21 protein-coding genes are annotated in these 23,445 nt (G+C 48.5%); 11 read left to right on the top strand and 10 right to left on the bottom strand.

Features of this window, described 5'->3' with window-relative positions; translation table 11 throughout:
* Positions 1 to 4: 4 nt before the first annotated feature.
* The 5 genes from G499_RS19380 to trpD all read right to left on the bottom strand — a co-directional run bounded on the left by G499_RS19380 (position 5) and on the right by trpD (position 4,064).
* Positions 5 to 826, bottom strand: a complete 822-nt coding sequence (locus G499_RS19380) for an SDR family NAD(P)-dependent oxidoreductase (protein WP_035727083.1) — start codon at positions 824 to 826, stop codon at positions 5 to 7.
* A 20-nt stretch (positions 827 to 846) separates the two neighbouring features.
* A complete protein-coding gene (locus G499_RS0109050) occupies positions 847 to 1,284 on the bottom strand; it encodes a septal ring lytic transglycosylase RlpA family protein (protein WP_245576718.1) in 438 nt (145 codons plus the stop codon).
* Between the two features lie 125 nt (positions 1,285 to 1,409).
* A complete protein-coding gene (locus tag G499_RS19375; RefSeq protein ID WP_035727081.1) occupies positions 1,410 to 2,033 on the bottom strand; it encodes a metallophosphatase domain-containing protein in 624 nt (207 codons plus the stop codon).
* Positions 2,034 to 2,052: 19 nt separating this feature from the next.
* Positions 2,053 to 2,820 (bottom strand): 23S rRNA (guanosine(2251)-2'-O)-methyltransferase RlmB, encoded by a 768-nt coding sequence (gene rlmB / locus G499_RS19370; protein ID WP_035727079.1) that lies wholly within the window; start codon positions 2,818 to 2,820, stop codon positions 2,053 to 2,055.
* A gap of 248 nt (positions 2,821 to 3,068) precedes the next feature.
* The gene (gene trpD / locus G499_RS0109035) at positions 3,069 to 4,064 is read right to left on the bottom strand and encodes an anthranilate phosphoribosyltransferase (RefSeq protein ID WP_026999674.1); all 996 of its coding nucleotides are present in this window, start codon (positions 4,062 to 4,064) and stop codon (positions 3,069 to 3,071) included.
* A 151-nt stretch (positions 4,065 to 4,215) separates the two neighbouring features.
* On the opposite strand from trpD, the gene G499_RS19365 reads away from it, so the two are divergent.
* Positions 4,216 to 5,190, top strand: a complete 975-nt coding sequence (locus G499_RS19365) for a DMT family transporter (RefSeq protein ID WP_051296120.1) — start codon at positions 4,216 to 4,218, stop codon at positions 5,188 to 5,190.
* A 103-nt stretch (positions 5,191 to 5,293) separates the two neighbouring features.
* Here G499_RS19365 and G499_RS0109025 read toward each other — a convergent pair whose 3' ends face one another.
* Entirely contained in the window at positions 5,294 to 6,067 is a 774-nt protein-coding gene (locus tag G499_RS0109025) for an SDR family NAD(P)-dependent oxidoreductase (protein ID WP_035727075.1), read from the bottom strand.
* Between the two features lie 220 nt (positions 6,068 to 6,287).
* On the opposite strand from G499_RS0109025, the gene G499_RS0109020 reads away from it, so the two are divergent.
* Positions 6,288 to 6,923 (top strand): O-methyltransferase, encoded by a 636-nt coding sequence (locus tag G499_RS0109020; protein ID WP_026999672.1) that lies wholly within the window; start codon positions 6,288 to 6,290, stop codon positions 6,921 to 6,923.
* Between the two features lie 6 nt (positions 6,924 to 6,929).
* On the opposite strand, the gene G499_RS0109015 is transcribed toward G499_RS0109020, so the two are convergent.
* Together G499_RS0109015 and G499_RS0109010 are read right to left on the bottom strand one after the other, a co-directional pair.
* Positions 6,930 to 7,214, bottom strand: a complete 285-nt coding sequence (locus G499_RS0109015) for a hypothetical protein (protein ID WP_154658386.1) — start codon at positions 7,212 to 7,214, stop codon at positions 6,930 to 6,932.
* Between the two features lie 74 nt (positions 7,215 to 7,288).
* A complete protein-coding gene (locus G499_RS0109010; protein WP_026999670.1) occupies positions 7,289 to 7,525 on the bottom strand; it encodes a hypothetical protein in 237 nt (78 codons plus the stop codon).
* Between the two features lie 119 nt (positions 7,526 to 7,644).
* On the opposite strand from G499_RS0109010, the gene G499_RS0109005 reads away from it, so the two are divergent.
* Both G499_RS0109005 and G499_RS0109000 read left to right on the top strand, forming a co-directional pair.
* Positions 7,645 to 7,974 (top strand): cyclic nucleotide-binding domain-containing protein, encoded by a 330-nt coding sequence (locus G499_RS0109005; RefSeq protein ID WP_026999669.1) that lies wholly within the window; start codon positions 7,645 to 7,647, stop codon positions 7,972 to 7,974.
* 285 nt (positions 7,975 to 8,259) lie between these two features.
* Positions 8,260 to 9,129, top strand: coding sequence for an alpha/beta hydrolase (locus G499_RS0109000; protein ID WP_051296119.1), 870 nt, complete (start codon positions 8,260 to 8,262; stop codon positions 9,127 to 9,129).
* A gap of 27 nt (positions 9,130 to 9,156) precedes the next feature.
* On the opposite strand, the gene G499_RS0108995 is transcribed toward G499_RS0109000, so the two are convergent.
* Both G499_RS0108995 and G499_RS0108990 read right to left on the bottom strand, forming a co-directional pair.
* The gene (locus G499_RS0108995; protein WP_026999667.1) at positions 9,157 to 9,375 is read right to left on the bottom strand and encodes a hypothetical protein; all 219 of its coding nucleotides are present in this window, start codon (positions 9,373 to 9,375) and stop codon (positions 9,157 to 9,159) included.
* A 302-nt stretch (positions 9,376 to 9,677) separates the two neighbouring features.
* Positions 9,678 to 13,412, bottom strand: coding sequence for a hypothetical protein (locus G499_RS0108990; RefSeq protein ID WP_026999666.1), 3,735 nt, complete (start codon positions 13,410 to 13,412; stop codon positions 9,678 to 9,680).
* 253 nt (positions 13,413 to 13,665) lie between these two features.
* On the opposite strand from G499_RS0108990, the gene G499_RS0108985 reads away from it, so the two are divergent.
* The 7 genes from G499_RS0108985 (at position 13,666) to G499_RS0108955 (ending at position 23,437) form a co-directional block, all read left to right on the top strand.
* Positions 13,666 to 17,067 (top strand): fibronectin type III domain-containing protein, encoded by a 3,402-nt coding sequence (locus tag G499_RS0108985; protein WP_026999665.1) that lies wholly within the window; start codon positions 13,666 to 13,668, stop codon positions 17,065 to 17,067.
* Positions 17,068 to 17,323: 256 nt separating this feature from the next.
* Entirely contained in the window at positions 17,324 to 17,878 is a 555-nt protein-coding gene (locus G499_RS19360) for an Eco29kI family restriction endonuclease (protein ID WP_211231604.1), read from the top strand.
* Entirely contained in the window at positions 17,865 to 19,076 is a 1,212-nt protein-coding gene (locus G499_RS19355; RefSeq protein ID WP_051296118.1) for a DNA cytosine methyltransferase, read from the top strand. Before G499_RS19360 ends, G499_RS19355 begins: the two co-directional genes overlap by 14 nt.
* A 339-nt stretch (positions 19,077 to 19,415) precedes the next feature.
* A complete protein-coding gene (locus tag G499_RS0108970; RefSeq protein ID WP_081413739.1) occupies positions 19,416 to 20,495 on the top strand; it encodes an RluA family pseudouridine synthase in 1,080 nt (359 codons plus the stop codon).
* 54 nt (positions 20,496 to 20,549) lie between these two features.
* Positions 20,550 to 20,999: a YbjN domain-containing protein gene (locus tag G499_RS0108965; protein WP_026999663.1), complete on the top strand. Its 450-nt coding sequence runs from the start codon at positions 20,550 to 20,552 to the stop codon at positions 20,997 to 20,999.
* A gap of 63 nt (positions 21,000 to 21,062) precedes the next feature.
* Positions 21,063 to 21,791: a gliding motility-associated ABC transporter permease subunit GldF gene (gldF, locus tag G499_RS0108960; RefSeq protein WP_026999662.1), complete on the top strand. Its 729-nt coding sequence runs from the start codon at positions 21,063 to 21,065 to the stop codon at positions 21,789 to 21,791.
* On the top strand, positions 21,764 to 23,437 hold the full coding sequence (locus G499_RS0108955; protein ID WP_026999661.1) for a hypothetical protein: 1,674 nt from the start codon (positions 21,764 to 21,766) through the stop codon (positions 23,435 to 23,437). Before gldF ends, G499_RS0108955 begins: the two co-directional genes overlap by 28 nt.
* The last annotated feature ends 8 nt before the right edge of the window (positions 23,438 to 23,445 follow it).

The following is a 23,445-nucleotide window of genomic DNA, read 5'->3' as shown; positions in this document are numbered from 1 at the left end:
CCTACTAGGCTTTTGCCTGTTGGGCTCGTACCAAAGCACGGCGATTACGTTCTTGGCCTCTTCGTACCATTTTGACCACCACTTTACGCGGCAATAAACGCTGTAAAAACACCAAAAGCTTGTTGACTGTGCCGTGTATGGCGATGGTAGTTCCTCGCATCATGGCGCGGTAGCCGTATAGCGCTACCTCTTCGGCAGAGGCATAGGCCCACTTCTTGTCCGACATCTCGGGGGTTCCGGCTCCTACAGCAGCCTGAAAGCCCGTACGGGTAGTTCCCGGACAGAGCACGGTTACACTGATGCCGTGGGGGCGAAGCTCGCTCGACAAAGCCTCCGAAAACGATAACACAAATGCCTTGCTGGCAAAGTAGATAGACATCAAAGGGCTAGGCTGAAACGCTGCCATAGAGGCCACATTCATTATTCGGCCTTGTTTTCGGGCTATCATTCCCGGGATGAGCAGGTGGGTCAGGTGAGTCAGCGCCAAGATATTAAGCTTGATAATGGTTTCTTGTTTGGGCCAATGGGCTTCGGCAAAAAAACCAAAATCTCCCAACCCTGCATTGTTGATTAGTATATCAACTTGTAAGCCCTGAGCTTCTAGGGTTTCATAAATACGCTGGGCAGCCTGAGCCTCAGTAAGGTCTTGAGCAATAGTATGGAGAGGCGCTTTGGCCAAAGGTGTGAGCGCCTCTTGAGCGGCAGCCAAGCGCCCAGCGTCAATGTCTACCAAGATGACTGTATGGCCGTCGAGACAGAGTAGCTTGGCCAACTCAAAGCCAATACCTCCGGCAGCGCCGGTTACGAGGGCTGTTGCTAGATTCATTACAAAAAATAGGGTTGGGGTTAGGGAAGTATAGTAATCTCGACAGGCACTACCCCATCGCGAATCATTCCGATAGTACTGGCGGCCTTGTAAGAAAGGTCAATTTCTCGCTTGGAAGTACTCGGCAAACGGTCATTGATAACCACTGTTACTTGTTGGTTATTTTTCAAATTTCGGACGCGCACTTTCGTACCAAAGGCCAAAGTTTTATGAGCTGCTGTCAATTTATTTTTATCATAACGCGCCCCGCTAGCAGTTTGCTTGCCCTGGAACCGGTCGGCATAGTATGATGCTTCCCCTTTGAGCACAGCCCCCGAGCGTTGGCCGCTGGTAGTAGTACGGCCGCTCCCTGTGTTGGTATTGCCGGTATTGAATATCGGCAGGTCTACCATACAAGACTGCAAGAGAAAGGTTAACAAAATACAAGGGACGATACTGGTGAGAAAGCGTAATCTCATTGGTAAAATTTTAATTGAAACTTGGGTACAAGATGTACACCTCTACTGAATGAAGACACGCAAAGATAAGAAAACCCTTGAAATCTGCTAGTAGATTGCCAGAAAGCCACACATTTCCAGTATGGCTACAAATCAAAGACTTGCGCCTGATGTACCACCCTATATAGCGCACCCAATACAGCTACATTGGCAAAGGTACAACTGCCTTTTTGGCGTTTCCCTTGGGCTTCGTGTATGTGCCCAAAAACGTGTAGACGTAATTGCCCAAGAACCTCCAAGCGCGCTTGAAGCATTTCGCAGCCTACGTGCTTGCCCAAGAAAGTACGGTCTAAGATGCCCATTGGAGGGCCATGGGTAATGAGCACCTCTGTGTTTGTGGGTATTTGCGCCCAAGTTTGGCCAATCTCATCCCCTCTTTTTTGGTTGAATGCCAGATTAAAAAATGTAGGGGTAACCGGCGAACCCCAAAAATGAAACCCTTCCAAAACAAGCGCCTCGTCTTCGAGATAGTGTGCCGCTGTCAGAAGTGCCCGCGCTTGTTCTGGTTGGCGCTCAAAGCAATGATCGTGATTGCCAGCGACCACTATTTTGTGCCTATGAGGCAAACCCATCAACCACTGATTGAAATCCTGTACTTCTTCCAATTTACCTTTGCGCGTGAAATCCCCTGCGTGGATGAGTATATCCCCTTCGGGCACAGTAACTTGTGCGTGTTTTCCATGAGTATCTGACAAGCAAACGAGGCGCATGGTTGTGGGGTTCTAGGGTTTAGAAGTTGGCGGGTGGTTGCAGCCTTTGGCGCACCACTTCATACATCAAAATTCCGGCAGAAACTGCGGCATTGAGGGAGCCTATCTGCCCAAACATCGGTATCTTGGCTTTGGCATCTACCAATGCCAAAATTTCTTCTGAAATCCCATCTTCTTCTGAACCAATCACCAGCGCCGTAGGGCCTTGGTATTGGTGTTGGTACATCAGGGTATCGGTTTTTTCAGTACAGGCAACTACCTTCAAACCTGAGTTTTGTAGAAAGGCAACCGTATGTGCGAGGTTTCCTTCGCGGCATACCGGCATATAACCAAGCGCCCCAGAAGAAGTTTTCATAGCATCATTGCCAATGCGAGCGGTTGTTCTGTTGGGGATGACGATGGCATGTACCCCAGAGGTCTCCGCAGTACGGGCAATCGCCCCAAAGTTGCGCACATCCGTCAGGCGATCTAAGATAAGGACAAAAGGTACATCGCCGCGCTCATAAGTAGCCTGAATTACCTGATGGAGATTAACAAATCGAATAGGCGACAGAAAAGCAATGACTCCCTGATGGTTTTTGCGGGTAATCTGGTTGAGCTTGGCTAGGGGCAACTTATGAATAGGAATATGCCGTTGGCGTGCTTGCTGTACCAAGGCACGCACAGCCTCTGATTGACTCAGCTCCTGCTGTATCCAGAGCTTGTCGATTTGTTGGTCGGCTAAAAGGCACTCTTCGATTGCGTGAATGCCATAAATAAAATCTTTGGGGAGAATGGGAGGCTGCATAAAATGTTGTTCCTAATAATGTTGCAAAGATAGCATAATTTTATGGCTTGCCCTTAGCTCGCCACTCTGCTTCGCACAAAGTCCAAAAAGGTTTTCAAAAAAAGTACAGGGAGCATAACAACTACAGCCTTGGGTCAGGGGGTATTGCGGTGTGAAAACCATAGTTTACAAACTGATATGGGTTGTATCAAGTAAGGTCTCATCTGACGAACAGCTGATTTACAAATATGCCCTACCAGCCCCCTACATCAGGAAGCCAAGGCCACAAATCGCTCAAAGGTTTGCAGAGCTTGCCCACTGAGGAGGCTTTCACGCGCCTGCGTGAGGCAATCCAACAAGGAGGTGTCAGGGCGGGCACAGTGGATGGCCATCCCTGCATTGGCTACCACGGCATCTGTTTGGGCAGCTGTACCTTGGCCTTGCAATACTTGGGCGAAGATGGCTGCCGCATCGGCTACGGTAGCCCCGCCAAAGAGGTCTTCAGGTCGGTATTGGGGCATCCCCAAGGCATCGGGTTCGAGGATGCGCTCCCCTTCATTACTTAACCATTTGAAAGCGCCTGTGAGTGATATTTCGTCGTAACCATCAAGGGAGTGCAAGATACTGAAGCGTTTGTTGGTCTGTTGGTAGAGGTAGGCATAGAGCCGTGCCAACTCTGCGCTAAACACACCCACGAGTTGGTAGGGTGGCGCTGCTGGATTGACCATAGGCCCCAGCATATTGAAAAAAGTCTTGATACCCAGTTCCTTACGGATAGGCCCTACGTTTTTGAGCGCCGGATGAAACAGTGGTGCGTGTAAGAAGCAAAGCCCGGTAGCATCCATCTGGCGGCGGAGCTGGTCGGCATCGTTGCTAAACTTTACCCCAAAATACTCCAACACAGTTGAAGAGCCGGAGATAGACGACACGCCGTAGTTGCCGTGCTTGGCCACGGCGACCCCGCTGGCTGCTACTACAAACGAAGCGAGGGTAGAGATATTGAAGGTGTCCTTACCATCGCCTCCGGTGCCACAGAGGTCTATGGGGCGGTAATCGCTCAAAGGAGCAGGGACACAAAGCGCCAGCATGGCCTCACGAAAGCCGTCTAGCTCTTCGACGGTGATGCTGCGCATCAAGTATACAGTGATGAAAGAGGCTATCTGCGCCGGATTGTAAGCCCCTTGAGCAATATGGGTAAGTACCTCGGCAGCTTCGGCTTTGGTGAGGGTTTCGTGGTTAAAAAGTCGATTTAAGAGTGCTTTCACGGGTAGGGTCTTGGTTATGAAGTATGCAGTGAGGGGTGGGCGTAAGGAATTGAAAGACGCTATAAGCGGTCTTCACATTACTTTGACTACCTTTGCAGTCGGTTGCGCCAAGTGTGGCAAATATACGTTTTTGGGCGCACATACAAGACTTATGAGCAACAAACTGAGTGGCGTATTGATGATCTTGGTGGCGGCAGTGGGCTTTTCGACCAAGGGTATTTTTGTAAAATTGGCCTATCCTTATGGCATCGATGGCCTAAGCTTGGTTACCTTGCGGATGTTGATGGCTTTTCCATTTTTTGCTTTTATTGCTTGGCAGAGCAAGCCTCCTGCGGCGGTACTTGCCCCCAACCGCAAGGAATGGCTGGCCGCCGTAGTTTTGGGCGTAGTGGGCTACTATTTGGCCAGTATGCTGGACTTTATCGGCCTACAATATATCTCGGCTTCGATGGAGCGGCTGATTTTGTTTACCTACCCCACCTTTGTACTGCTGTTGTCAGCCTTGTGGCTGCGCAAGAAAATCTCCATAGTGCAGATTGGAGCAGTGGCGCTCACCTACCTCGGCATGGGTTTGGTCTTTGCAGGACAGGGCAACGCCGCACCGCAACCTTATTTCTGGTGGGGAGTGGCTTATGTGCTCTGCTCGGCGTTGACTTATGCCGCTTACCTTGTAGGCAGCGAGCAACTGGTGCCGCGCTTTGGTTCGGCGCTTTTTACGGCCATCGCCCTGATGGGCGCAGGGCTGACTACCTTCTTACACTACCTCTGCGCCCTACCCTTAGCGCAGCTCTGGGCCTACCCTTGGCAGGTCTATGCCCTGAGCGTAGGTATTGCGGTGGGGGCTACGGTAGTTCCGGCCTTGCTCTTTTCGTCGGGTATCAAGCGTCTCGGCGCTGATAATGCCTCCATCGCCGCTACCTTAGGCCCTATCGCCACTCTGTTGATGGCCTATAGCATCTTAGGCGAAACTATCAACGCCGTACAAGGGCTGGGAGCTGTCGTCATCATCACAGGAGTACTCTGGATGAGTCGCGCCGGGCGTAAACCCAGCTCCGTTGCGGAAAAACCAGCCCCATCGGAATCACAAAACATCGCCTCACACACAGAGGTGGTGTTAGAAAAGTAGTTGAACTGTACTTTTTTGGTCGACGCTTTTGTTTTCCACCACGGACGCACGAATGGCTGGGTTTTATCCGTGTAGTAGTGGCTGATTTTCGCCACGGATGTTTTCAGACCGTGTATCCTCCGTCGGCGGTGATAATAGCACCAGTGAGGAATTTGCCCGTACCGGCGGCCAACATCAGAGCTAGGCCGGAGAGGTCTTCGGGGTTGGCTTCGTAGTTCATACATTGTTTGTGCATCACTTCCCGGAGCAGGGCTTTGTCTTGCCAGACCATCTCGCTCAGTTTGGTGCGGATATAGCCCGGGCAGATGGCATTGACACGGATGTGGTCTTCACCCAGCTCTCGTGCCAGCACCTTAGTCAGCATCACCATTCCGGCCTTGCTGATGCTATAAGCCCCTAAGTTGGGGCTGGGTGACAGCCCTTCGATGCTGGCAATGTTGATGACACAGCCCTGCCCTGAGGCTTTGAGATGTGGATGGGCAGCCTTGGTCAGCAGCCACGCACCCTTTAGGTTCACATCCATAATTTTATCATAGGCACTCTCTTCCATCTCCATCATTGGACTGTAGACAGGGTTGGTGCCGGCGTTGTTAACAATGATGTCGATGCGGCCAAAGTGCTCGATGGTCTTGCTTACCAAGGCTTCGATTTCGGCAGCCTTGCCCACATTGCAGGCAATACCAATTGTTTGTTTGAGGCCGACACTTTTGAATTTACGGGCCACAGCCTCTACTGCCTCTTGCTTGCGGCTACTAACCACTACTTGCGCTCCGGCTTTGCCAAAGGTGTAGGCCATCGCCTCGCCTATGCCTTTGCTGGCTCCGGTAACGAGGGCTACTTTGCCCTGAAGACTAAACATTTCTGCTATAGTAGACATTGTTTAAAGGTTGTTTGGGGTTTGAAAAAATAGAGGAAAACCTCTGTGTATACACTGAATAGCAGAGAAAGATAAATCTATTTGATATAAAAACAAAATATAGCGTATATCCGTAGGTATATTCGCCAAACATCTACTACATCGTAATAGATAGCAGGCTTGTTGATTTGGTAGATACAACAAAGGTAACCTATTCAGAACAGTATTAATTTAGGGAGGTATGGGTTTTTTTAACAGGTTTTTGCGCCTCAGCCCTTTGGGAGCGGCTTTTCATTTGTATTACAAAAGCGGCCTTCAAGAAGATGGGTGGTTTAGGAGCTATTGTCGCAAACAACCCATCGATGCCCAAGGCAATCCTTTGCCGTGGTATAGCTATGCCGCGATTCGCTTTTTAGAACCCCGCCTCAGTCCTGATTTTCGTGTGTTGGAGTATGGCGCTGGGAACTCTACCCTTTGGTATGCACAGCGGGTTCGGTCAGTATTGGCCATTGAGCACGATAGTGCTTGGGTAAAAGCCCTTACTCCGCTGCTTCCAGACAACGCAAAGATCTTGCACAAGCCCTTAGAGCCTAAGGAAGCCTACACACAAGCCGCCGAAAACCCCTCACAGCCTTTTGAGTTGATTATTATCGACGGGCGGCTACGTAATCGTTGTGTAGCCGCCGCACTACAGTGGCTGAGCGATGATGGGGTGTTGATTTTGGACAATGCCGAGCGAGCGCATTATGCCAAAGCCCGGCGTTTACTGCAAGAAAAGGGGTTCAAATACTTAGAGTTTTGGGGAATGCCAGTAGGTGTGCCTGTCAATAGCAGTACTCATATTTATTATCGACCCAACAACGTACTGGGTATTTGACGGTCATCAGGGGTTCAAAAAAATCCAAAAACCTACCCAACCACAAAGCCCAAGCCCATAGCCCAACATCACCCACATGAGGGCATGGCCAAAACGCCATTGGGTGTATACCTGTAAACCCTGCGTCAACAACAGCCAATATAGCAACTCAAAAAAAGTAAAAGTGGATAACAAAGTGCGTACCCAATACCCTACTTTTCGGTAATCGTCGTACGGCTCTACCAAGGGCCCTAAAGAAAACAAGTTATACTCGCTAAGGGTGAACTGCCCGCCTAGGCTGAGAAAATGCACAAACTTGATCAGGTGTGGGATAAAAAATACCAAATAAGCCAGTAGCGAAAGCCGTCAATCTGTCTAAAAACCCATTAAAATACGCTGTACCAAGGCGATACAAGCTCGTAGTGAGACGCATATTGGGTACGAATACTTTGAAAAGTACAAAATATCTTTCCTATAAGTGGCTTAAAATTAGCCAAAGGAGCTAAGTCTAAACTTTCTACAAAAAGGTCTATGCACCGCACCACATTGTCGGGCGAAATGAGTGCTTCCAGCAGGTCTGTGAGGCTGTAAGTAGCCCTGTTTTTGCCGAGTATAGATTTCATTCCCTAAGCCATGAATTTTTCTCGGCTTTTTGCTATCTTCGCAAGAGTTGGTTTTTGGACAGATTGCCGTTAAACGTAATATTAACAAACAGTCATTTCATAAAATTACTTAAATTAAAATGAATATAGAATTTCCCTCTGACTTTTTAAATAAAGGCAAAGAAGTAGATTATCCTAAAAATTTCATTTTACAAAAGGAGGGTAAAATGGCAACTAAGTTTTGGTTATTAAAAAAAGGCATTGCTCGATATATTTATAATCAAAATGATAAAGAGTACTCTGGCTGGTTCGACTTTGAAAATGAAATTGTAGGTTCAATATATAGCCTTGCAAATTTGGGTGTGGCAAATGAAACAATTCAATTAATTGAAGATGCTGAACTTATTGAGTTTGACATTAGATATATTAACATAAATGATGAAAAATTTATACATTTAAAATACAAATAATTCAACATTATTTTATTGAATTGGAAAAGCGAGTAAAGTTTTTTCAAAGTTTTGATGCCAAACAACGTTATCAATATTTGCTTGATCAAAAGCCTCATTTTATTCAACGAATACCTCAAAATTTATTAGCTTCTTTTCTTGGAATTACTCCTGAGTCGTTGAGCCGCCTCAGAAGTTTTGTTTCTTAACATATATCAATATCATTCTTATCAAATGTTAAGAGTACTCTTTTGGTAGCAGTTTAATTTTGCATCATATAAATTAATTCACTTAAAAATAAAAAAGATGCAAAAGTTAATGTTTAAAGCTCTGATTATCTGTTTTTTTCAATTTGCAATTACAAGCATTGCTTATTCACAAGGTGAAGTGAATAATGGAAAAACCAAAACAATTGTCCTCATTCATGGAATGTATCAAAACAATCATAGCTGGGAAAAGTGGAAAGCATATTTTGAACAAAAGGGGTATACTGTTTATGCTCCGTCCTACCCATATCACGCTGGCACTCCTCAATACTTACACGAAAATATTGACCCAAAATTAGTGTATTTAACATTCAAGCCTGTCTTAGAGTATATGACAGCATTCGTAGATTCGCTACCAGAAAAGCCAATTATTGTAGGTCACTCCATCGGTGGGCTGATAATGCAAAAATTGGTCGAGGCAGATAAAGCCGCATTGGGTATAGCTTTGGCACCTGCCAATCCTCCTAAAGTATCTGTTTTCAATTGGCGATATTTTCGTTCCAATTTTAGAATGGTAAGTCCATTTAGAAGACGAGACATTGTATGCATACCGAAGAATGAATACAAATGGTTGAAATTTACCTTTTTTAATACCATTGATGATTCAACCGCTAAAAAAGAAATTGAAAAATATTTTGTTCCTGAAAGTAGAAAACTTGCTAAAAGTACAGCAAAGGAATGTTCTCCAATAGATTTTTCTAAACCACACGTTCCTATGCTGTTTATATCAGGTGAGAAGGACAATGATCTGCCTCCACCATTGATATATAAAAACTATTTAGCCTATTCACACAAAGAATCTATAATTGATTATTTTGAGTTTCCGAATAAGTCACATTATATTGCAAGCGAACCTGGTTGGGAAGATGTTGTAAAGTATATCGAAGATTGGATTGGGAAAAATAGGTAATACGGATGAGAAAGATGTTCCTGATTGCTATTTTACTTGAAACGCATCCGCCCCTCTTGCAAAGACAGCAGCCCCAAAATCGCTTTGATGAGCGTAGTGTTGCCCGCCCCCCCCATTAGGTCCCAGCAAGGCATAAATCCTGCCTTTTTTTAGGGTAAAACTGACACTACGCAAGATGGTCTTTTTATTGGCCGAATAGCCGACATTTTGCGCCTCTAACACAAGAATGGTAGCAGTATTGCTCATCGGGAAGGTATCGGTTTGAGGTTTTTGAAAAAGGATGCCCGCAGTTTACCCATTACATATTTGTAGCCAATAAAAACACTTAAGTAATTAAATAAATAGTTATTTTAATTAAAAAAATTGTAAAGTAAGTATAAAAATTTTAATAGATAGTATATTTGAAGTTAAAAATTATCATTCTTTAAGCCTTAAAAAACGCTTGGCCCTCCAAACACCCCCCGTTTGGGAGGTAGTTTTGGAAATTAGGTATTTCTACGTCGTGATTTTAGCGCTTCACCACACGCTCCACCATATTTTGCCTACCCTCAAAACAACGCCGTAACCTGTACTCTGCCGATATGGACGATGGGCAAGTCGGGGGACTGTCGACCTTCGTAGTTGAGGGTGAGCTGGAGACCGTTGAGCAGGGTTTGTTTCCAGTTGAGGTTCCAAATCCAGTTTTGACCGGGCTGCAAGGCTTCGAGCAGTTCATAGCTGGCGGGGGTATTGAGTTCGCCTTGGTAGCGGATATCGAGCCAACGGAGCGAGGCCAAGAGGTTGATTTTGTTGAGACGGTTCCAACGCAGCTCTCCCAGCACTTGTTGTTGTCGGGCGTTTTCGGTGCTTGTTTCGGCAGTGGCGAGGCTTTGGCGAAGGGTGAAGCCGTACCCTACTGTCAGGCGGAAAGTAGTAGAGGGCTGCCAAGCCCAAGTGGGGCTGAGCTCTTGGGTTTGGATGCGGAAGTTGCGCGCCGTCAAAAAATCGGAGGCATTGCCCCGCTCCCGCAGCAAGGCCGTCAGACTGAGGTTGCTGGCTGCCAAGAGGTTTTTGCTTACAATCCAACGCCACTCTTGCGTGTCGGCAGCCTCGAAACCATTGGTGAGTAGCTGCTTTTGACGGCTGTTGAGCCAGGCCAGCTCCATCCGAAAGCTAGGATTGCTGCGATTGAAAAACAAAGAACTGCGCAAGGCCGCTTGATTGGCCAGCACGTTGGGATTGTCGTTTTCGGTCAAGAAGGGCAGGAGGCGCTCGGCGGTATTGGCCTCGCTGATGCGTTGGTTGGCTGTCCAGGAGAAGGTCTGCGAAAACCTGCCCAGCAGTCCTTTCCAGCCCTGTGCTTTGCGCCAGGTCCGGGGGGCATCCCAGCTCAACCTGAAAGACAGCAGGGTGTTGAAAGACTGCACATAGTCGTTGGTGGGCAAAAAGATTTTGATGAAGTTGCGCTCGTCGGGGTTTACGGCCAAGTAAAACTCATTGAGGTCTTGGATGCCATCGCCGTTGTCGTCGCGCCAAGTATGTGTACCCTCACCATTGTTAACGGGGATAAAGACAAACTCACGCCTTAGCTCCCTGCCAGTGGCAGTCTGCCAATTGAGCTCGGTACGGAGCAGGCGTTGAAGCCAGTTGGCCGTCCAGTCTAGGCGGGCACTGAGTGCGGGCGGCTCTTCCATCTCGGTGTTTTGGCGGTCTAACAGGCTGCGGTAAGTCAATACTGTTTGGAGGCGCTGCTGCTCTTGGGCAAAAAGCCAACGACTTTGTAGGCTGAAATTGTGGGAGCCGATAAAGGGGGCTATTTCCCCATCGAGGGGCAGGTAGTCTTCTCTAAAGGTGTAGGAGAGTTGAAGTTGTACAAGCTTGGCTTCGGGGCTGCTTTGCCAGTAGGCTGTGTGGGAGTCAAAATACATCAGGCTGCTGAGTACGGCCTGCGTGCTGCGCTCACTAAAGCGGTGTTTGTCAGACTCAAACCGATAACCTATGCGCCCAAGGGCAGTATTACGGCTTAGGTCGGCCAGCAGGCGCTGCCAATCGGCTCGCAGGGTGGGCAGCTCGTTTTCGAGCTGCCAGAAGTTGGCTCGCAGAGCCCAGGCTCCGGCGGTTTGGTAGATGTCGGCCTCTTGTTGCCAGCCACTGATTTGCCCCCCCCGCTCGCGGGTGCTGAGGCGGTAGAGCCAGCGCTCGCCCTGAGGGCTTTGTTGGGAGAGCAAGGGTTGGGCGATTTGCTCCTGTCGGGCGGCGATGCGCTGCACTTCGGCCAGCCCATCGTCCCAGAGGCCGAGGCTGTCGGTCAGGGTGGGGGTTGCCAAGGAGTCGAGCGCATCGCGAGGGGTGGGCTGTACCTGCGGGCGACGCTCGATGCCGAGGGTGAGGTTGAAAATACGGTCGGCGGTGGGCAGCGAGTCCGCCAGATTCGGCGACCAATCGCGCTCAAACTCGATACTACGGAAGCGGTCGATGGGGGTGAAGCTTTCTTCATTGTACTCATAGTCGGTGGCCAAATACCAGCTAAAGCCCGGAAGCCAACGCCCAACCGCCCTGCCCTGACTCAGCAAGCCTGTCTTGAAAGCCCAGCGCTGTTCGGCAGCTTGGGAGAAGAGGTTGTTGTCAAAATTGGCCCAGGCGGCCTGTCCCGTCAGGCGCTCATAAGGGCTGAGCTGCCAATGTGCCCCAAACTCTGTCAGTTGCCGCCGCTCAGGCAGGGCTACCGGACGAACCGCCTCAAAGTCGCCCTGTGGGATACCGTTGAGGGGGGCTACCCACCGAAAAACCTGCCCATTGACCGTGCCTTGGGCGCGTACGTAATTGCCCTGCCCCTGCCCTACTTGGGTAAAAGGCACTTCAAACACAGCTTGCGTAGGGTCAGTGCTAAACACAAACACATTGGCGTATACAATGCCATTGACCAGCGTGTCTGTCCGGCGGTACAATACTCGGTTGGGCGAAAACCCAACCGAGTCGGCCAGCGGCAGGAGGGCTTGGCGCTGCCCTTGCTCCACCTCGGCCAAGGTACGCCTTGCGGCCTCGCCCAACTCAAAGCCAAGCGGGTTGCGCGGATTGTCGGCCTCTTGATAAAAATTGACCCACACCTGATGCTGTTGCTGCTCGCCAAAGGTCTGTGAGTGTCGGGCAGTGGTAGCAGTGCGGCCATAGTTGCGATCGGAGTACTCATAGTCGATACGCAAGCGCGAAAACCGGGTGATGAGGATATGCGGATTGAAGGTAATCTCGGCAGTGTTGTAGTTGATGACATAGTCGAGGTCGAAGCCCCGTTGCAGCTGTCGCCCATCAAGAAACACTTTTTCGGAGTTGGCCAGAATAAGCAAAAATAACTCTCCGGCTACCCCCGGGATGCGGTATGGCCCCTGCACTCCTTCGAGCGGAGGGATTTCGACAGAGGCAAACTTGCCCTTGGGGATGGCCACCCCAATCGCGCTGCGGGTTTGCTGCCCCTTGAGGGCTTGGTATTGGGTTTCGAGCAGGGCTCCCTGCACATTTTTGTAATAGCGTGAGAAGTAGGTGTATCGTGGATTTTGCAACACAATATCCCCAATGCTGAGCGTGCCATTGCGGTGGGCAAATTGGATAAAAATACGGTCAAAATCTTGGATAAACTGTGTATTGCCCTCCGGCTCAAAGGGAACATTTTGATCGGTGATGGAAGCCCGCACACGGATGTCGGGCGTGAGTTGGCCATCGAGTTGTAGGTTGAGGGTCGAATTGACAAAGACATTCTGATTGTTGGCAAAGCGAATCCCCCTACTGATTGCCCCGCTTTTTTGGAGGTTGGGTACATCAAAAAGGGCTGTAGGCTCTACCCCGCCCAAGGCTTGTAATTGGCTTTGTTCGAGCAAGAGTTGGGCTTCCAAAATCTCAATCGAGTCCTTAGGGTCGGGCAGTTGGCGCAGACTGAAGGGCTGATCCAGCGCCGCCGGCAGCACCCGATAGCGTAGCCGTACTGTGGCGGGAGGCGGCACAAGGTTGTTGGGGTCAAGAGGAAGCCACTGCGCTTGGCGCGTTTGGGGATTGTAGTCTAAGCGCCAGCCAGATACTTCGGCCTCCAACGTGGCCGGGATGGCCGTCAGGGAGTCCAGCACAAAAGGCTCGGTCTGAAAAGGTACTTCACGCTCTCGCAGGTTGGACTGCGCCTGCGCCTCTGCCCCCAACAAAAAGCAATACATCCCAAACCCAAGGCACAGCCGACATAGCCAAGGATAAAGCCCGCGACCAATACCGTCATCATACACAGAAAGGATGCTTCTCAACGCATCGCCGCAATTACTCATAGCCCTATGCTTCCGTTAGCCTCTTCTTGACAGAAAGCATTGCTGCAATATACAAATTTCGAACACTTTTTTGGATTTGGGTAAAATGTACCCCGCTACCCGCATTACTGACGATTTTTTGCATTTTGCCCTCCTCGGTAAATTCATTTGTCGTATTGATAAAGTCTCTACCTTACTCAGAACACATTTTGCTTAATTTTGTCGTATCATTTGATTAAAATGCCCTTAGTATGTTTGAAAAACCTCTTGCCTTATGAAATTGACCTATAAATTGCCTTTCAACTCCCACTTTTGGTACTACGGCCTCTGCCTGGGACTATGGCTTCAGCCACTTCTTTGTGCAGGCCAAGCAGGTCGTGGTAATACTATTTCTTTTGATGGTAGCACTATCGTCCAATTTGCTGGAGACTACACTTCAGGATTGAGTGAAGGTAACTTCACCATTATGTTTTGGGTAAAACCGACGCAAGGGGGGGTTGGACAGCTACTTTTTCAGGCAGGGTTCAATCCTGCAAATATCCGCATTGGGTTGGCCAGTAACGATGAGATTACTGTTTTTATTTATAATGATGGGACGAATGACATCGATATGACCTCCAATTTTCCCATTCCTTTGGATGTTTGGAGTCATATTGCGGTGGTAGTAAAAAACGATCTGACGACTTCACAGGCCTTTATTTTTATCAACGGTAAATTGGCAGGAGGACAATCCCAATCCGCCTTTGGAATATCCTTACCGAATCCGGGATCTTTGACACTTGGTGGTGTTTTGAACATTCCACCTGAAAGTCTTTTTCAAGGAGAAATGGATGAACTCAAGATTTACAACAGCGCCAAAAGCTACGAGGCTGACTTTGGTCGACTCATCTATGGTAGGCCGGATTTAAGTGATGGTAACTTGATTTTTTATACAGATTTTTCTACCCCTGAGGCGAACTTTCCTGACTTTACTCCTGACTCCTTCATAGATGTAGAAGGCAGCGCAGCGTTGATTCCGTCTACCGCTCCGGTAGGAGCGCAGCCCGGGTTTGTGAGTGATAGTACTGTCTTCTTTGGAGCAGATGCACTCACAATTCTTGCGGGGTTGAAAGCTGACTTCCCATTTACGGACGGCACGGATGCCTTCGCGGTTTATGCCTTTGACAACACCGCCAACCCGCCTGCCAATGCGCTGGGCACGCGCTCTTGGGTGGTAATCAATAGAGAGTCGCCTATACCACCGTTGAGTAGTATCAATGCCCTCAACCTGAAGGTAAATGGAGCAAACCCTCTCCCTAGCGGCAACCTATCGGACTACCGGCTATTCTACCGTCCTCCAAACGATATCAACGGTACTTGGACTCCTTTTCCAGACCCACCGGTGTTGTTTTTAGATTGTGAGGGAGGTCAACCTGAATGCCTTATTTTTGCAGGTACTATTCCTTACAGTGATATTACCGGGATGCAGTATATGATAACATATACCCCTACAGCCCTTCCCCCGAATACTTTAGCGCCCCCTACTAACCTGACAGCACAAGCTACGAGCAGTGGGATAGAGCTTTTCTGGCAAGATAATTCATTGGATGAGCTCAACTTTGCTGTCTTACGGGGTACGGATAGTGTAAATATCAACACCACAGTGGCTACTCTGGCGGCCAATACTACTTTTTACTTAGACGATACAGGCGTTCCGGGCACGAGCTACTTCTACCGCATCGTGGCACAGAACGGCCCACTCAACTCTAGCCCTAGCAACATTGCGACAGCGCGCACCTTTCGTGCAGCACCAAACACTTCTCCTACGGGTCTCGTAGCCACAGCACTAAGTGCTACCCGCGTGCGGCTAACTTGGACATACGCCGGAGCAACCCATTTAGGCTTCAGTATCCTGAGAGCTCCTGACGGAACCGAGAATAACTTTAAGCTAATTGGTTCGACACTGAGCAATCAATTGATCTTTGAGGATAATAATTTACAGCCCGGCGTGATATACCGGTATCAGGTTCGTGCTTTTAATGAAGGAGGAGAGTCTCCTCCGAGTGCTGAAAGTTCCGTCCAGACCTTGTCTACCCCGCCCTTCCGCCCCACGGGCTTGACGGCAGCGCCTCTGTCTTTGTCTTCTATTTTGTTGACTTGGCAAGACAATTCCTTCGATGAAGAGGGCTTCCGCCTAGAGCGCTCTACCAATCCTAATGAAGGTTTTGCCGCAGTACAGACCCTCAACCGTGGGGCTACGCGCACAACCGATACCAACCTCTCTGCCAATGTGACTTATTATTATCGCATTGTGTCTTTTAACACCAGTGGTGGAGATTCTGACTATAGTAACATTGCCGCAGCCACTACCGCAGATGTTCCCTTAATACCGGTCAACCCTGTGTTGACAGTTTCAAGTTCGACACAAATGGTCCTTAGCTGGACCAACACAGCCAACAATGTGACCCAATTTAGTGTAGAAATGGCCTCTATAGAGACTAACGACGGGCGCTTTGTGGAAGTGGCCATACTGCCCGCCAATACCACGAGTTACAGCGCTACCGGTTTGCGTCCCAACCGTTTGTACCGTTTCCGTATTCGTGCCCGCAATGCCAATGGCAGTTCTCCGGCCAGCGAAGTAGTGCGTGCCTTTACCTTGCGCAATCCGGAGGTGGCTCCCCCAAACACACGTCCTACCAATCTGAGTGTTAATGAAGTATCAGAACAAGAGCTCAACATTACGTGGAGTTTTCAGGAGGTGCGTAATTTTGGTAATGAGGACCTCTACTACCGCCTAGAACGCTCTGCTTTGGATACTAATAATTTTGTAGAAATCGCCCAAATCAATGGTGATCAAACCTCTTATCAAGACCTGAGTCTACAGCCCCGTACGCTATACTTCTACCGTATTCGGGCTGCTAACGAAGGAGGAGAATCACCCTATAGTGAGCCTTCGTTTGGGCGTTCGGTATGTAACATCCTCGTGTTGCTGACCAAGGACAACAACGACCGCAGCATCTGTACGGACAAAAGCGTATTGCTCAGCCTGACGACCAATGTTACCCGTGGTAGCATCCAGTGGGCACGCAATGGTGTCCTGATTCCGGGGGCTACCCAACGGGATTATTACGCCACTCAAGACGGAGAGTATACCTGTACCGTGGCATCAGGAGACTGTATCCGCTCGGCCAGCATTCCGCTGATAGCCATTTTCAACCAAGCTCCCCCATTACGTGTCATCCGCGATGGCGATTTACTGGTAGCATCAATCTTGGGCGCTACCCGCTACCAATGGTTCCGCAATGGGCAGGCGATTGAAGGAGCCAACCTCGACAGCTTCCGCCCTACCAACGCCGGAACGTACTTTGTCGTTGTTACGACGGGCAACTGCTCGGTTACCTCTGCGGCAGTGGTCATCACCGTTACCGGCCTTGCCGAAGGGGTGGAGCCTAGCGCCGATGCCTACCCCAATCCGGCGCAAACCCAAACGACCCTGCGCCTGCAAACGCCTGACCAGGGTGCATACCGGCTCTACCACATCAGCCCGACAGGAGCCAAAACCTTGCTCCAAACCGGCGAAAAGCTAGACTATCAGTGGGAGCAGCGCATCGACATCAGCCGCTGGCCTGCCGGAATACAGTTTTTGGAGTTTGTGTGTGGCCAAGAGCGCTACCTCGTAAAGGTGTTGAAAAATTAAAGCGTATTTACATCTGGACTTTTCCATCTCCACACCCCGTGCGCTATAAGTACGGGGTGTGTTGCTATTAATACACAAAAACTACGCTGCTTTAACAGGCAGTATTTGTTCAAAAATCGATATTTTTACGTGTTGTTTACAAGCAAATCAAATACTCGCTCTTTTGAATCGACAGGCACATATCTACCATAACAAGCTACTGTAAACTGTTATTCAGGAAGCATTGGCTTTTTTTGTCAGTACTCCGGCTTACCCTTTGCCATCATTAGAGCGTTTTAGTGGAGCAAGGGTATATGCGTTGTACTATACCGGTGAATTTACTCCTTACCAAACACTCAGTAAAGAAAATCAACACGCCTTTCGTCGGGCTATTTATGTTGGTAAAGCCGTTCCTAGAGGCTGGAGACAAGGCATTCCAATTTCAAATATCTCAGCCACTTCTTCTTTTGAACTATACCAACGGCTCAAAGAGCATCTCAAAAGCATTAACCAAGTACAGAGCTTGTCCTCAGAGGACTTCTATTGTCGTTTGATGATTTTGGAGGGCAGCACAAGTTATCTCATCAGCACCGTAGAGGCTGCCATCATTCAAAGTCAAAAACCGCTTTGGAACGCTGTTATTGATGGTTTTGGTAATCACGACCCTGACTCAGGACGCTACAATCAAGCCAAATCTGATTGGGATGTATTACACTCTAGTAGGCCTTGGGCTGAAAAATGCTTAGGTGTATCATCGAATTATTCTGAAATTTTATATAAAATCAACTCTTATTTTCGAACATTTCTCAACCAAACCAATGCGAAATCTTGAGCTATTTTCTGGCGCTGGTGGTTTGGCCGCAGGGTTTTCCTTAGCAGGTTTTGAGCACTGTGCCATGGTAGAGCACCAAAAAGATGCTTGTGAGACTTTACGATACAACTACCCCCAAACATCCATATTTGAGGGAGATGTTCGCAACTTTGATTTTAATACCTTGTCTGATGTCGACGTAATCACCGGCGGCCCTCCTTGCCAGCCTTTTTCGTTAGGAGGGAAGCATCAGGGCTATCAAGATACACGTGATATGTTTCCGGCAGCAGTCCAAGCAATCCGTACCCTAGCACCCAAAGCCTTTGTATTGGAGAACGTGAAAGGACTTTTGCGTAGTAACTTTAAGCCCTATCTTGACTATATTCTGTTACAACTTACCTACCCCGAAGTTGAGATAATCAAAAATGAGCCTTGGCAATCACATTATACCAGATTACTGGCATTGACTCCTCATACATATCAAGGGCTAGGATATAGCGTCTCTTATCAACTAATGAATGCGGCGGATTATGGTGTGCCACAAATCCGTGAACGGGTGTTTATCGTAGGTATCAGGACTGATTTGGCCTGCCAATGGCAGTTCCCGACTCCTACACACGATGTTGATGCGCTCAAGTGGATACAATATGTTGAAACAGATTACTGGGATCGGCTATCGACTCCCGTCCCTGAAAGTATTAAAGCCCAAATACATATGGTTGGTACACGGCTCAAGCGCAAGTATGGGCTATTTGCCCCCCCTCTAAAGCCGTGGGTAACACTCCGAGAGGCTATTTCTGATCTTCCTTGCCCTGAAAGCTCGCCTCACTATCACCCTGATCATTACTTCAGAGCAGGGGCAAAAATTTATCCGGGACATACCGGCAGCTATATCGACCTTCCGTCCAAAACCATCAAGGCTGGCAACCATGGTGTTCCTGGTGGGGAAAATATGATTCGCTGGGAAACCGGCGATGTCAGGTATCTCACCATATTGGAGGCCAAGAGGTTGCAAACTTTTTCTGATGACTATCATATCAGTGGTGTTTGGTCTGAGGCTATGCGACAGCTTGGAAACGCCGTTCCTGTAAAGCTTGCACAAATTTTGGCGAATGCATTAATGGCTTGTTTACAAACCGCTACCCCTCTACTCCGTCGTGGCAGACCACCTGAGCCTTTGGCTTGTGCTAACGTATCATCCATATCCAATCAAAATTAGCCTAGCACTTGTCTAAAATTATCTTCATCGACACCAAAACACTGCTTTTTGACTGCTAGTTCGTTAAAAATATTCGTCATAGCCCTCCCACGATTAAAATCGTGGACTATGCATAAAGCCTGCGCTTTTTGCCTAGTTTAGTAATAATACGAAAATCAACTGTTTTGAGTGCCGCGCTGAAAATTTAGACAAGCTCTTAAACCGTATATGTTGAACACCCTCAAGAAAATCAAATAAGCCTTGGCATAAAATCCTTCTAAAAACCCACCCAAGGTATCCGCTCTATACAAAAACCCAATCCAGATACGTTAATCATTCGGCTTTTTGTATTTTTGTATTATGAACAATACGAGGGATATACCTGCTGCCGATGAATGGCTGGATGTAGACGGCGTGGCCACACTCGACGAGGAGCACGAGGGCTTGTTTGAGCATCACCGTATCCGCGCCGATAAGGGTCAAGGATTGATACGCATTGACAAGTTTTTAACCGAAAAACTAGCCAATGCCTCCCGCAACAAGGTGCAAGCTGCTATCAAACTGGGTTTTGTACAGGTCAATGGACAAGGTATAAAGGCCAATTACCGTATCAAACCGTTGGATGAGATTGTGGTGGCGCTGCCACAGCCCCCACGCGATAATGAGATTATCCCTGAAGACATCGTACTAGAAGTAGTACACGAGGATGAGGAGGTGCTGCTTATCAACAAGCCTGCGGGAATGGTAGTGCACCCGGCTTATGCCAACTGGACGGGCACGTTGGTCAATGCCTTGGCACACCGCTACCGTAATCTGCCACCCAATGGCGATGGACGCCCGGGGATTGTGCACCGCATTGATAAGGATACCTCCGGCCTGCTGGTAGTGGGTAAGACCGAATGGGCACTTACACACCTTGGAAAGCAGTTTTATGACCATAGCATCGAGCGTACGTATTATGCCTTGGTGTGGGGAGATGTAGCCCAAGACAAAGGGACAATCAATGCCCCACTAGGCCGCAGCCCCAGAGACCGCCGCGTGATTGAGGTCTACCCCGAAGGAGAAGGCAAACACGCCGTCACACACTACGAAGTGCTCCGGCGGTTTGGTTATGTAACCTTGGTTGCCTGCCGCCTCGAAACCGGACGTACCCACCAAATTCGCGCTCATTTCAAACATATAGGGCATCCACTCTTTGCTGACGCTACTTATGGGGGGGATAAAATCCTGAAAGGCACTCCTTTTAGCAAATACAAACAGTTTGTAGACAATTGCTTCGCCCTGATGCCCCGACAAGCCCTCCACGCCAAATCTTTGGGCTTTGAGCACCCAACCAATGGCAAAAAACTGTATTTTGAAACCGATTTGCCCGACGACTTCAAAGCCGTGCTGGATAAGTGGGAGCAGTATAGCCATCAAAGCCAAACAACAGGGCATTGAAATACAGCCCCCAATCATCAACTATATGATTTTAGCACCTAAACTAACCACCATATGAAAAGTATCAAAGAAATTCGTATTGAACTGGTAGATGCGATGATTCAGAACTATGTCGAATCTGTCGGTATGACCAAAGAAGAAACCTACGATGCCGAACGCAAAATTTGGCATTGGCAACACGGCTCTGCCACCATCGAAGTATTTGTACACTCCGTAGACATAGGCAATGACAAAACCCGCGAATATCTCCGTATATTCTCCTTTTTAGCTCCATTGCCAAAGGTTAGTGACTTACAACTGAATCAATTTTTGATACGCCTGCTGGAAATGAACGACGTAAACCTAGGTGTAAAGCTGACTGTCATGCAGGGAACACAAAAAGTATATGCTACCTACGAAAGGGACATCCGTGGGATGGACTATGTCGAGCTGGCTACCTGTATTGCTGACCTCGAATGGTGGGCAGACAAACTCGATGATGAGCTTAAATTATATTACAACTAATCTTATTTTTATTATCATAATTTATTTTACAAAAATCACCGCCCCCCTCCATCCAAATCGCTTATGTTAGCCATCTTACGCAAAGAATTTGTCAGTTTCCTTAGTTCGCTCATTGCCTATTTGGTAATGGCGGTGTTCTTGACAAGTATCGGTCTTTTTATGTGGGTATTCCCCGAAACCAATATTTTCAACGCCGGCTATGCCGATATGGAAACGCTCTTCAGCCTTAGCCCTTATGTATTTATGTTCTTGGTACCGGCCATTACGATGCGCTCCATTGCCGAAGAAGCCAAGACCGGTACCTTAGAATTGCTATTGACACGTCCATTGCGTGACTGGGACATTATCTTGGGCAAGTACCTCGCCTGCTGGCTGTTGGTATGTGTGGCCTTGGCTCCTACTTTGCTCTACTACTACAGTGTGGTGCAGTTGGGCAACCCTGTTGGGAATATTGACACAGCGGCTACAATCGGCTCTTATGTGGGTTTGCTCTTACTAGGGGCGGTTTTTACGGCCATCGGCTTATTTGCTTCCTCTCTGACAGAGAGCCAAATTGTGGCCTTTGTATTGGCTGTTTTCTTTTGCTTTTTCTTGTTTGATGGTCTTGGTTCGCTAGCCAATATCAACGATACCAGTGCATTTTCTTATTATGTCAGTCAATGGGGAATGAACTACCATTACCAGTCATTGCGACGCGGGTTGATTGACTCTCGCGACATACTCTACTTTTTGAGTATCTTGGTGCTGATGCTTTGGGCTACCCAATGGCGCTTAAGCAGCCGCAGAGCTTGATTCGCTCCACCCTACGGCTAGGGGTGCTCTTGGTCGGCTGTAGCAGCTTGGGGCTATCGGTATATACAGGGTATATTGGATATGAAGGGTTTACGGCGACCATCGCTAGCTTCTTTAAGCGCCCCGAAGTGTTGGATCGCCTTCGAAGCGACTACCTGTCAGCCCAAGCTTTCTTGGCATTTGTCGTGTTTATGGGATTTGTCGGCCTCGGCCTCATCAGCTACTATAGGGGTTTGGCCGCATATCTCTATCATCTGTGGGCAGGCCATAGGCGTTTAGTGGTAGCCGAATTACGACTTTTGCACACACATTGGTACAACAGCCCCCAATCTCATCAAAACAGTCTTTTGTTGGTTTGGGGTCTGGTGGGACTAGGGCGCTTGGCAGCTATTGCACAGTTTCCTGTCCTCCTCGACGAAGCCTTTACAGCCGTCTATTTTGTACATCCCGGGGTATTGGTTAGCGCGGTATATTACCCCGGCCCCAACAACCATCTACTTTATAGCACCTTGTCAGCCATACTGTACCAAGTCAGTGGCCAGTACCTGCCCCTTCTATGGTCATTGCGTCTGCCTACTTGGGTAGCCAACCAGCTGCTGAGCTTAGGGCTGGCTTGGTATGCCTACAGGCGTTTTGGACAGCAGCTGATGCCTGCTTTATTGGCTATGTTGCTTTGGCAAGCCCTGCAAGCGCCGTTGTTGTATGCGATTTTGGGGCGGGGCTATATGTTGGCCTGGTTATTTTTTTGGATGGCATATCTACAACAAGCCCATTGGCACAAACCCCAGCGCCGCCGCCGCTGGATACTCTACAATCTATTGGCCCTATGGGTCATCCCGGTGATGTTATATCCTTGTTTAGCACTGTGGCTATTGGCTTTAACAGATGCCTACCGACGTAAGCAGCTCTCAGTATGGATGGTGATGGGACTTCGGGTTGGTGTGGGCACAGCCTTGGTCTATGCTCCGGTGGTGGCTTTCAATGGCGCTGTATTATGGCAAAACCACTGGGTAAGCAGCCCCTATAGCCTCGAACAATGGCTGGTGGCTTTTCCTGCATATTACTTACGCCTATGGGATTATCTAAGTGCCGACGGTCTAGGTTGGTTACTATGCCTGTTTTGTTTGTTCCAATGGCTGCGCCGCCCAGCCCAATACCGCCTAGCATTAGGATTTCTGATTTTGAGTACTTGTTTTCTGGCTGTACAACAGGTGCTCCCGCCGGAGCGTGTTTGGGGCTGGATGTGTATCCCTGTATTGCTGACCATAGTAGATACGTCCGCACATTGGCGCTCAAAAGTATCCGTTATCCTACTGATAGCTCCTTTGCTATTGTTGGCTTGGGGTGCAATACAGCTTCAACACGAAACCCGTAGTTTGTCACACTGGCACCGACTCTGCCAAAAAGCTGCCCAAACTCCGGCAAAACAAATCTATTGCCCTGAAGACGAGATGTTTGTGTTTTTAAAATACCATCAAATCTTACAAGCAACCCAACCTAGCGCCATAATTGACCGTATGCCCGAAAAAAAACCGTATGATTTGTTAATTTTGAACCAAGAACGAACAAAAACTTTTAATTTTACACCCGCAAGTTACTTCCTGTTATCTCAGGCGGAGCCTTGGCAGCTTTGGCAACGACAGTGAGTAACTCG

Origin of the sequence: Eisenibacter elegans DSM 3317, assembly GCF_000430505.1 — a bacterium.
Lineage (GTDB): Bacteria > Bacteroidota > Bacteroidia > Cytophagales > Microscillaceae > Eisenibacter > Eisenibacter elegans.
The sequence above is the reverse complement of the archived record's forward strand: the minus strand, read 5'-3'. Positions and strand labels throughout refer to the sequence as shown.

Bases quoted from the DNA above. Each gene is read 5' to 3' on its own strand.
- G499_RS0109020 (WP_026999672.1), top strand. From the start codon at position 6,288: ATGGGTTTTTTTAACAGGTTTTTGCGCCTCAGCCCTTTGGGAGCGGCT.
- G499_RS0109010 (WP_026999670.1), bottom strand. From the start codon at position 7,525: ATGAAATCTATACTCGGCAAAAACAGGGCTACTTACAGCCTCACAGAC.
- G499_RS0109000 (WP_051296119.1), top strand. From the start codon at position 8,260: ATGCAAAAGTTAATGTTTAAAGCTCTGATTATCTGTTTTTTTCAATTT.
- G499_RS19355 (WP_051296118.1), top strand. From the start codon at position 17,865: ATGCGAAATCTTGAGCTATTTTCTGGCGCTGGTGGTTTGGCCGCAGGG.
- rlmB (WP_035727079.1), bottom strand. From the start codon at position 2,820: ATGCAGCCTCCCATTCTCCCCAAAGATTTTATTTATGGCATTCACGCA.
- G499_RS0108955 (WP_026999661.1), top strand. From the start codon at position 21,764: ATGGCGCTTAAGCAGCCGCAGAGCTTGATTCGCTCCACCCTACGGCTA.
- G499_RS0109025 (WP_035727075.1), bottom strand. From the start codon at position 6,067: ATGTCTACTATAGCAGAAATGTTTAGTCTTCAGGGCAAAGTAGCCCTC.
- G499_RS19375 (WP_035727081.1), bottom strand. From the start codon at position 2,033: ATGCGCCTCGTTTGCTTGTCAGATACTCATGGAAAACACGCACAAGTT.
- G499_RS19365 (WP_051296120.1), top strand. From the start codon at position 4,216: ATGAGCAACAAACTGAGTGGCGTATTGATGATCTTGGTGGCGGCAGTG.
- G499_RS0108965 (WP_026999663.1), top strand. From the start codon at position 20,550: ATGAAAAGTATCAAAGAAATTCGTATTGAACTGGTAGATGCGATGATT.
- gldF (WP_026999662.1), top strand. From the start codon at position 21,063: ATGTTAGCCATCTTACGCAAAGAATTTGTCAGTTTCCTTAGTTCGCTC.
- G499_RS0108985 (WP_026999665.1), top strand. From the start codon at position 13,666: ATGAAATTGACCTATAAATTGCCTTTCAACTCCCACTTTTGGTACTAC.
- G499_RS0109005 (WP_026999669.1), top strand. From the start codon at position 7,645: ATGAATATAGAATTTCCCTCTGACTTTTTAAATAAAGGCAAAGAAGTA.
- G499_RS0108995 (WP_026999667.1), bottom strand. From the start codon at position 9,375: ATGAGCAATACTGCTACCATTCTTGTGTTAGAGGCGCAAAATGTCGGC.
- G499_RS0108970 (WP_081413739.1), top strand. From the start codon at position 19,416: ATGAACAATACGAGGGATATACCTGCTGCCGATGAATGGCTGGATGTA.
- G499_RS0108990 (WP_026999666.1), bottom strand. From the start codon at position 13,412: ATGAGTAATTGCGGCGATGCGTTGAGAAGCATCCTTTCTGTGTATGAT.
- G499_RS19380 (WP_035727083.1), bottom strand. From the start codon at position 826: ATGAATCTAGCAACAGCCCTCGTAACCGGCGCTGCCGGAGGTATTGGC.
- G499_RS0109050 (WP_245576718.1), bottom strand. From the start codon at position 1,284: ATGAGATTACGCTTTCTCACCAGTATCGTCCCTTGTATTTTGTTAACC.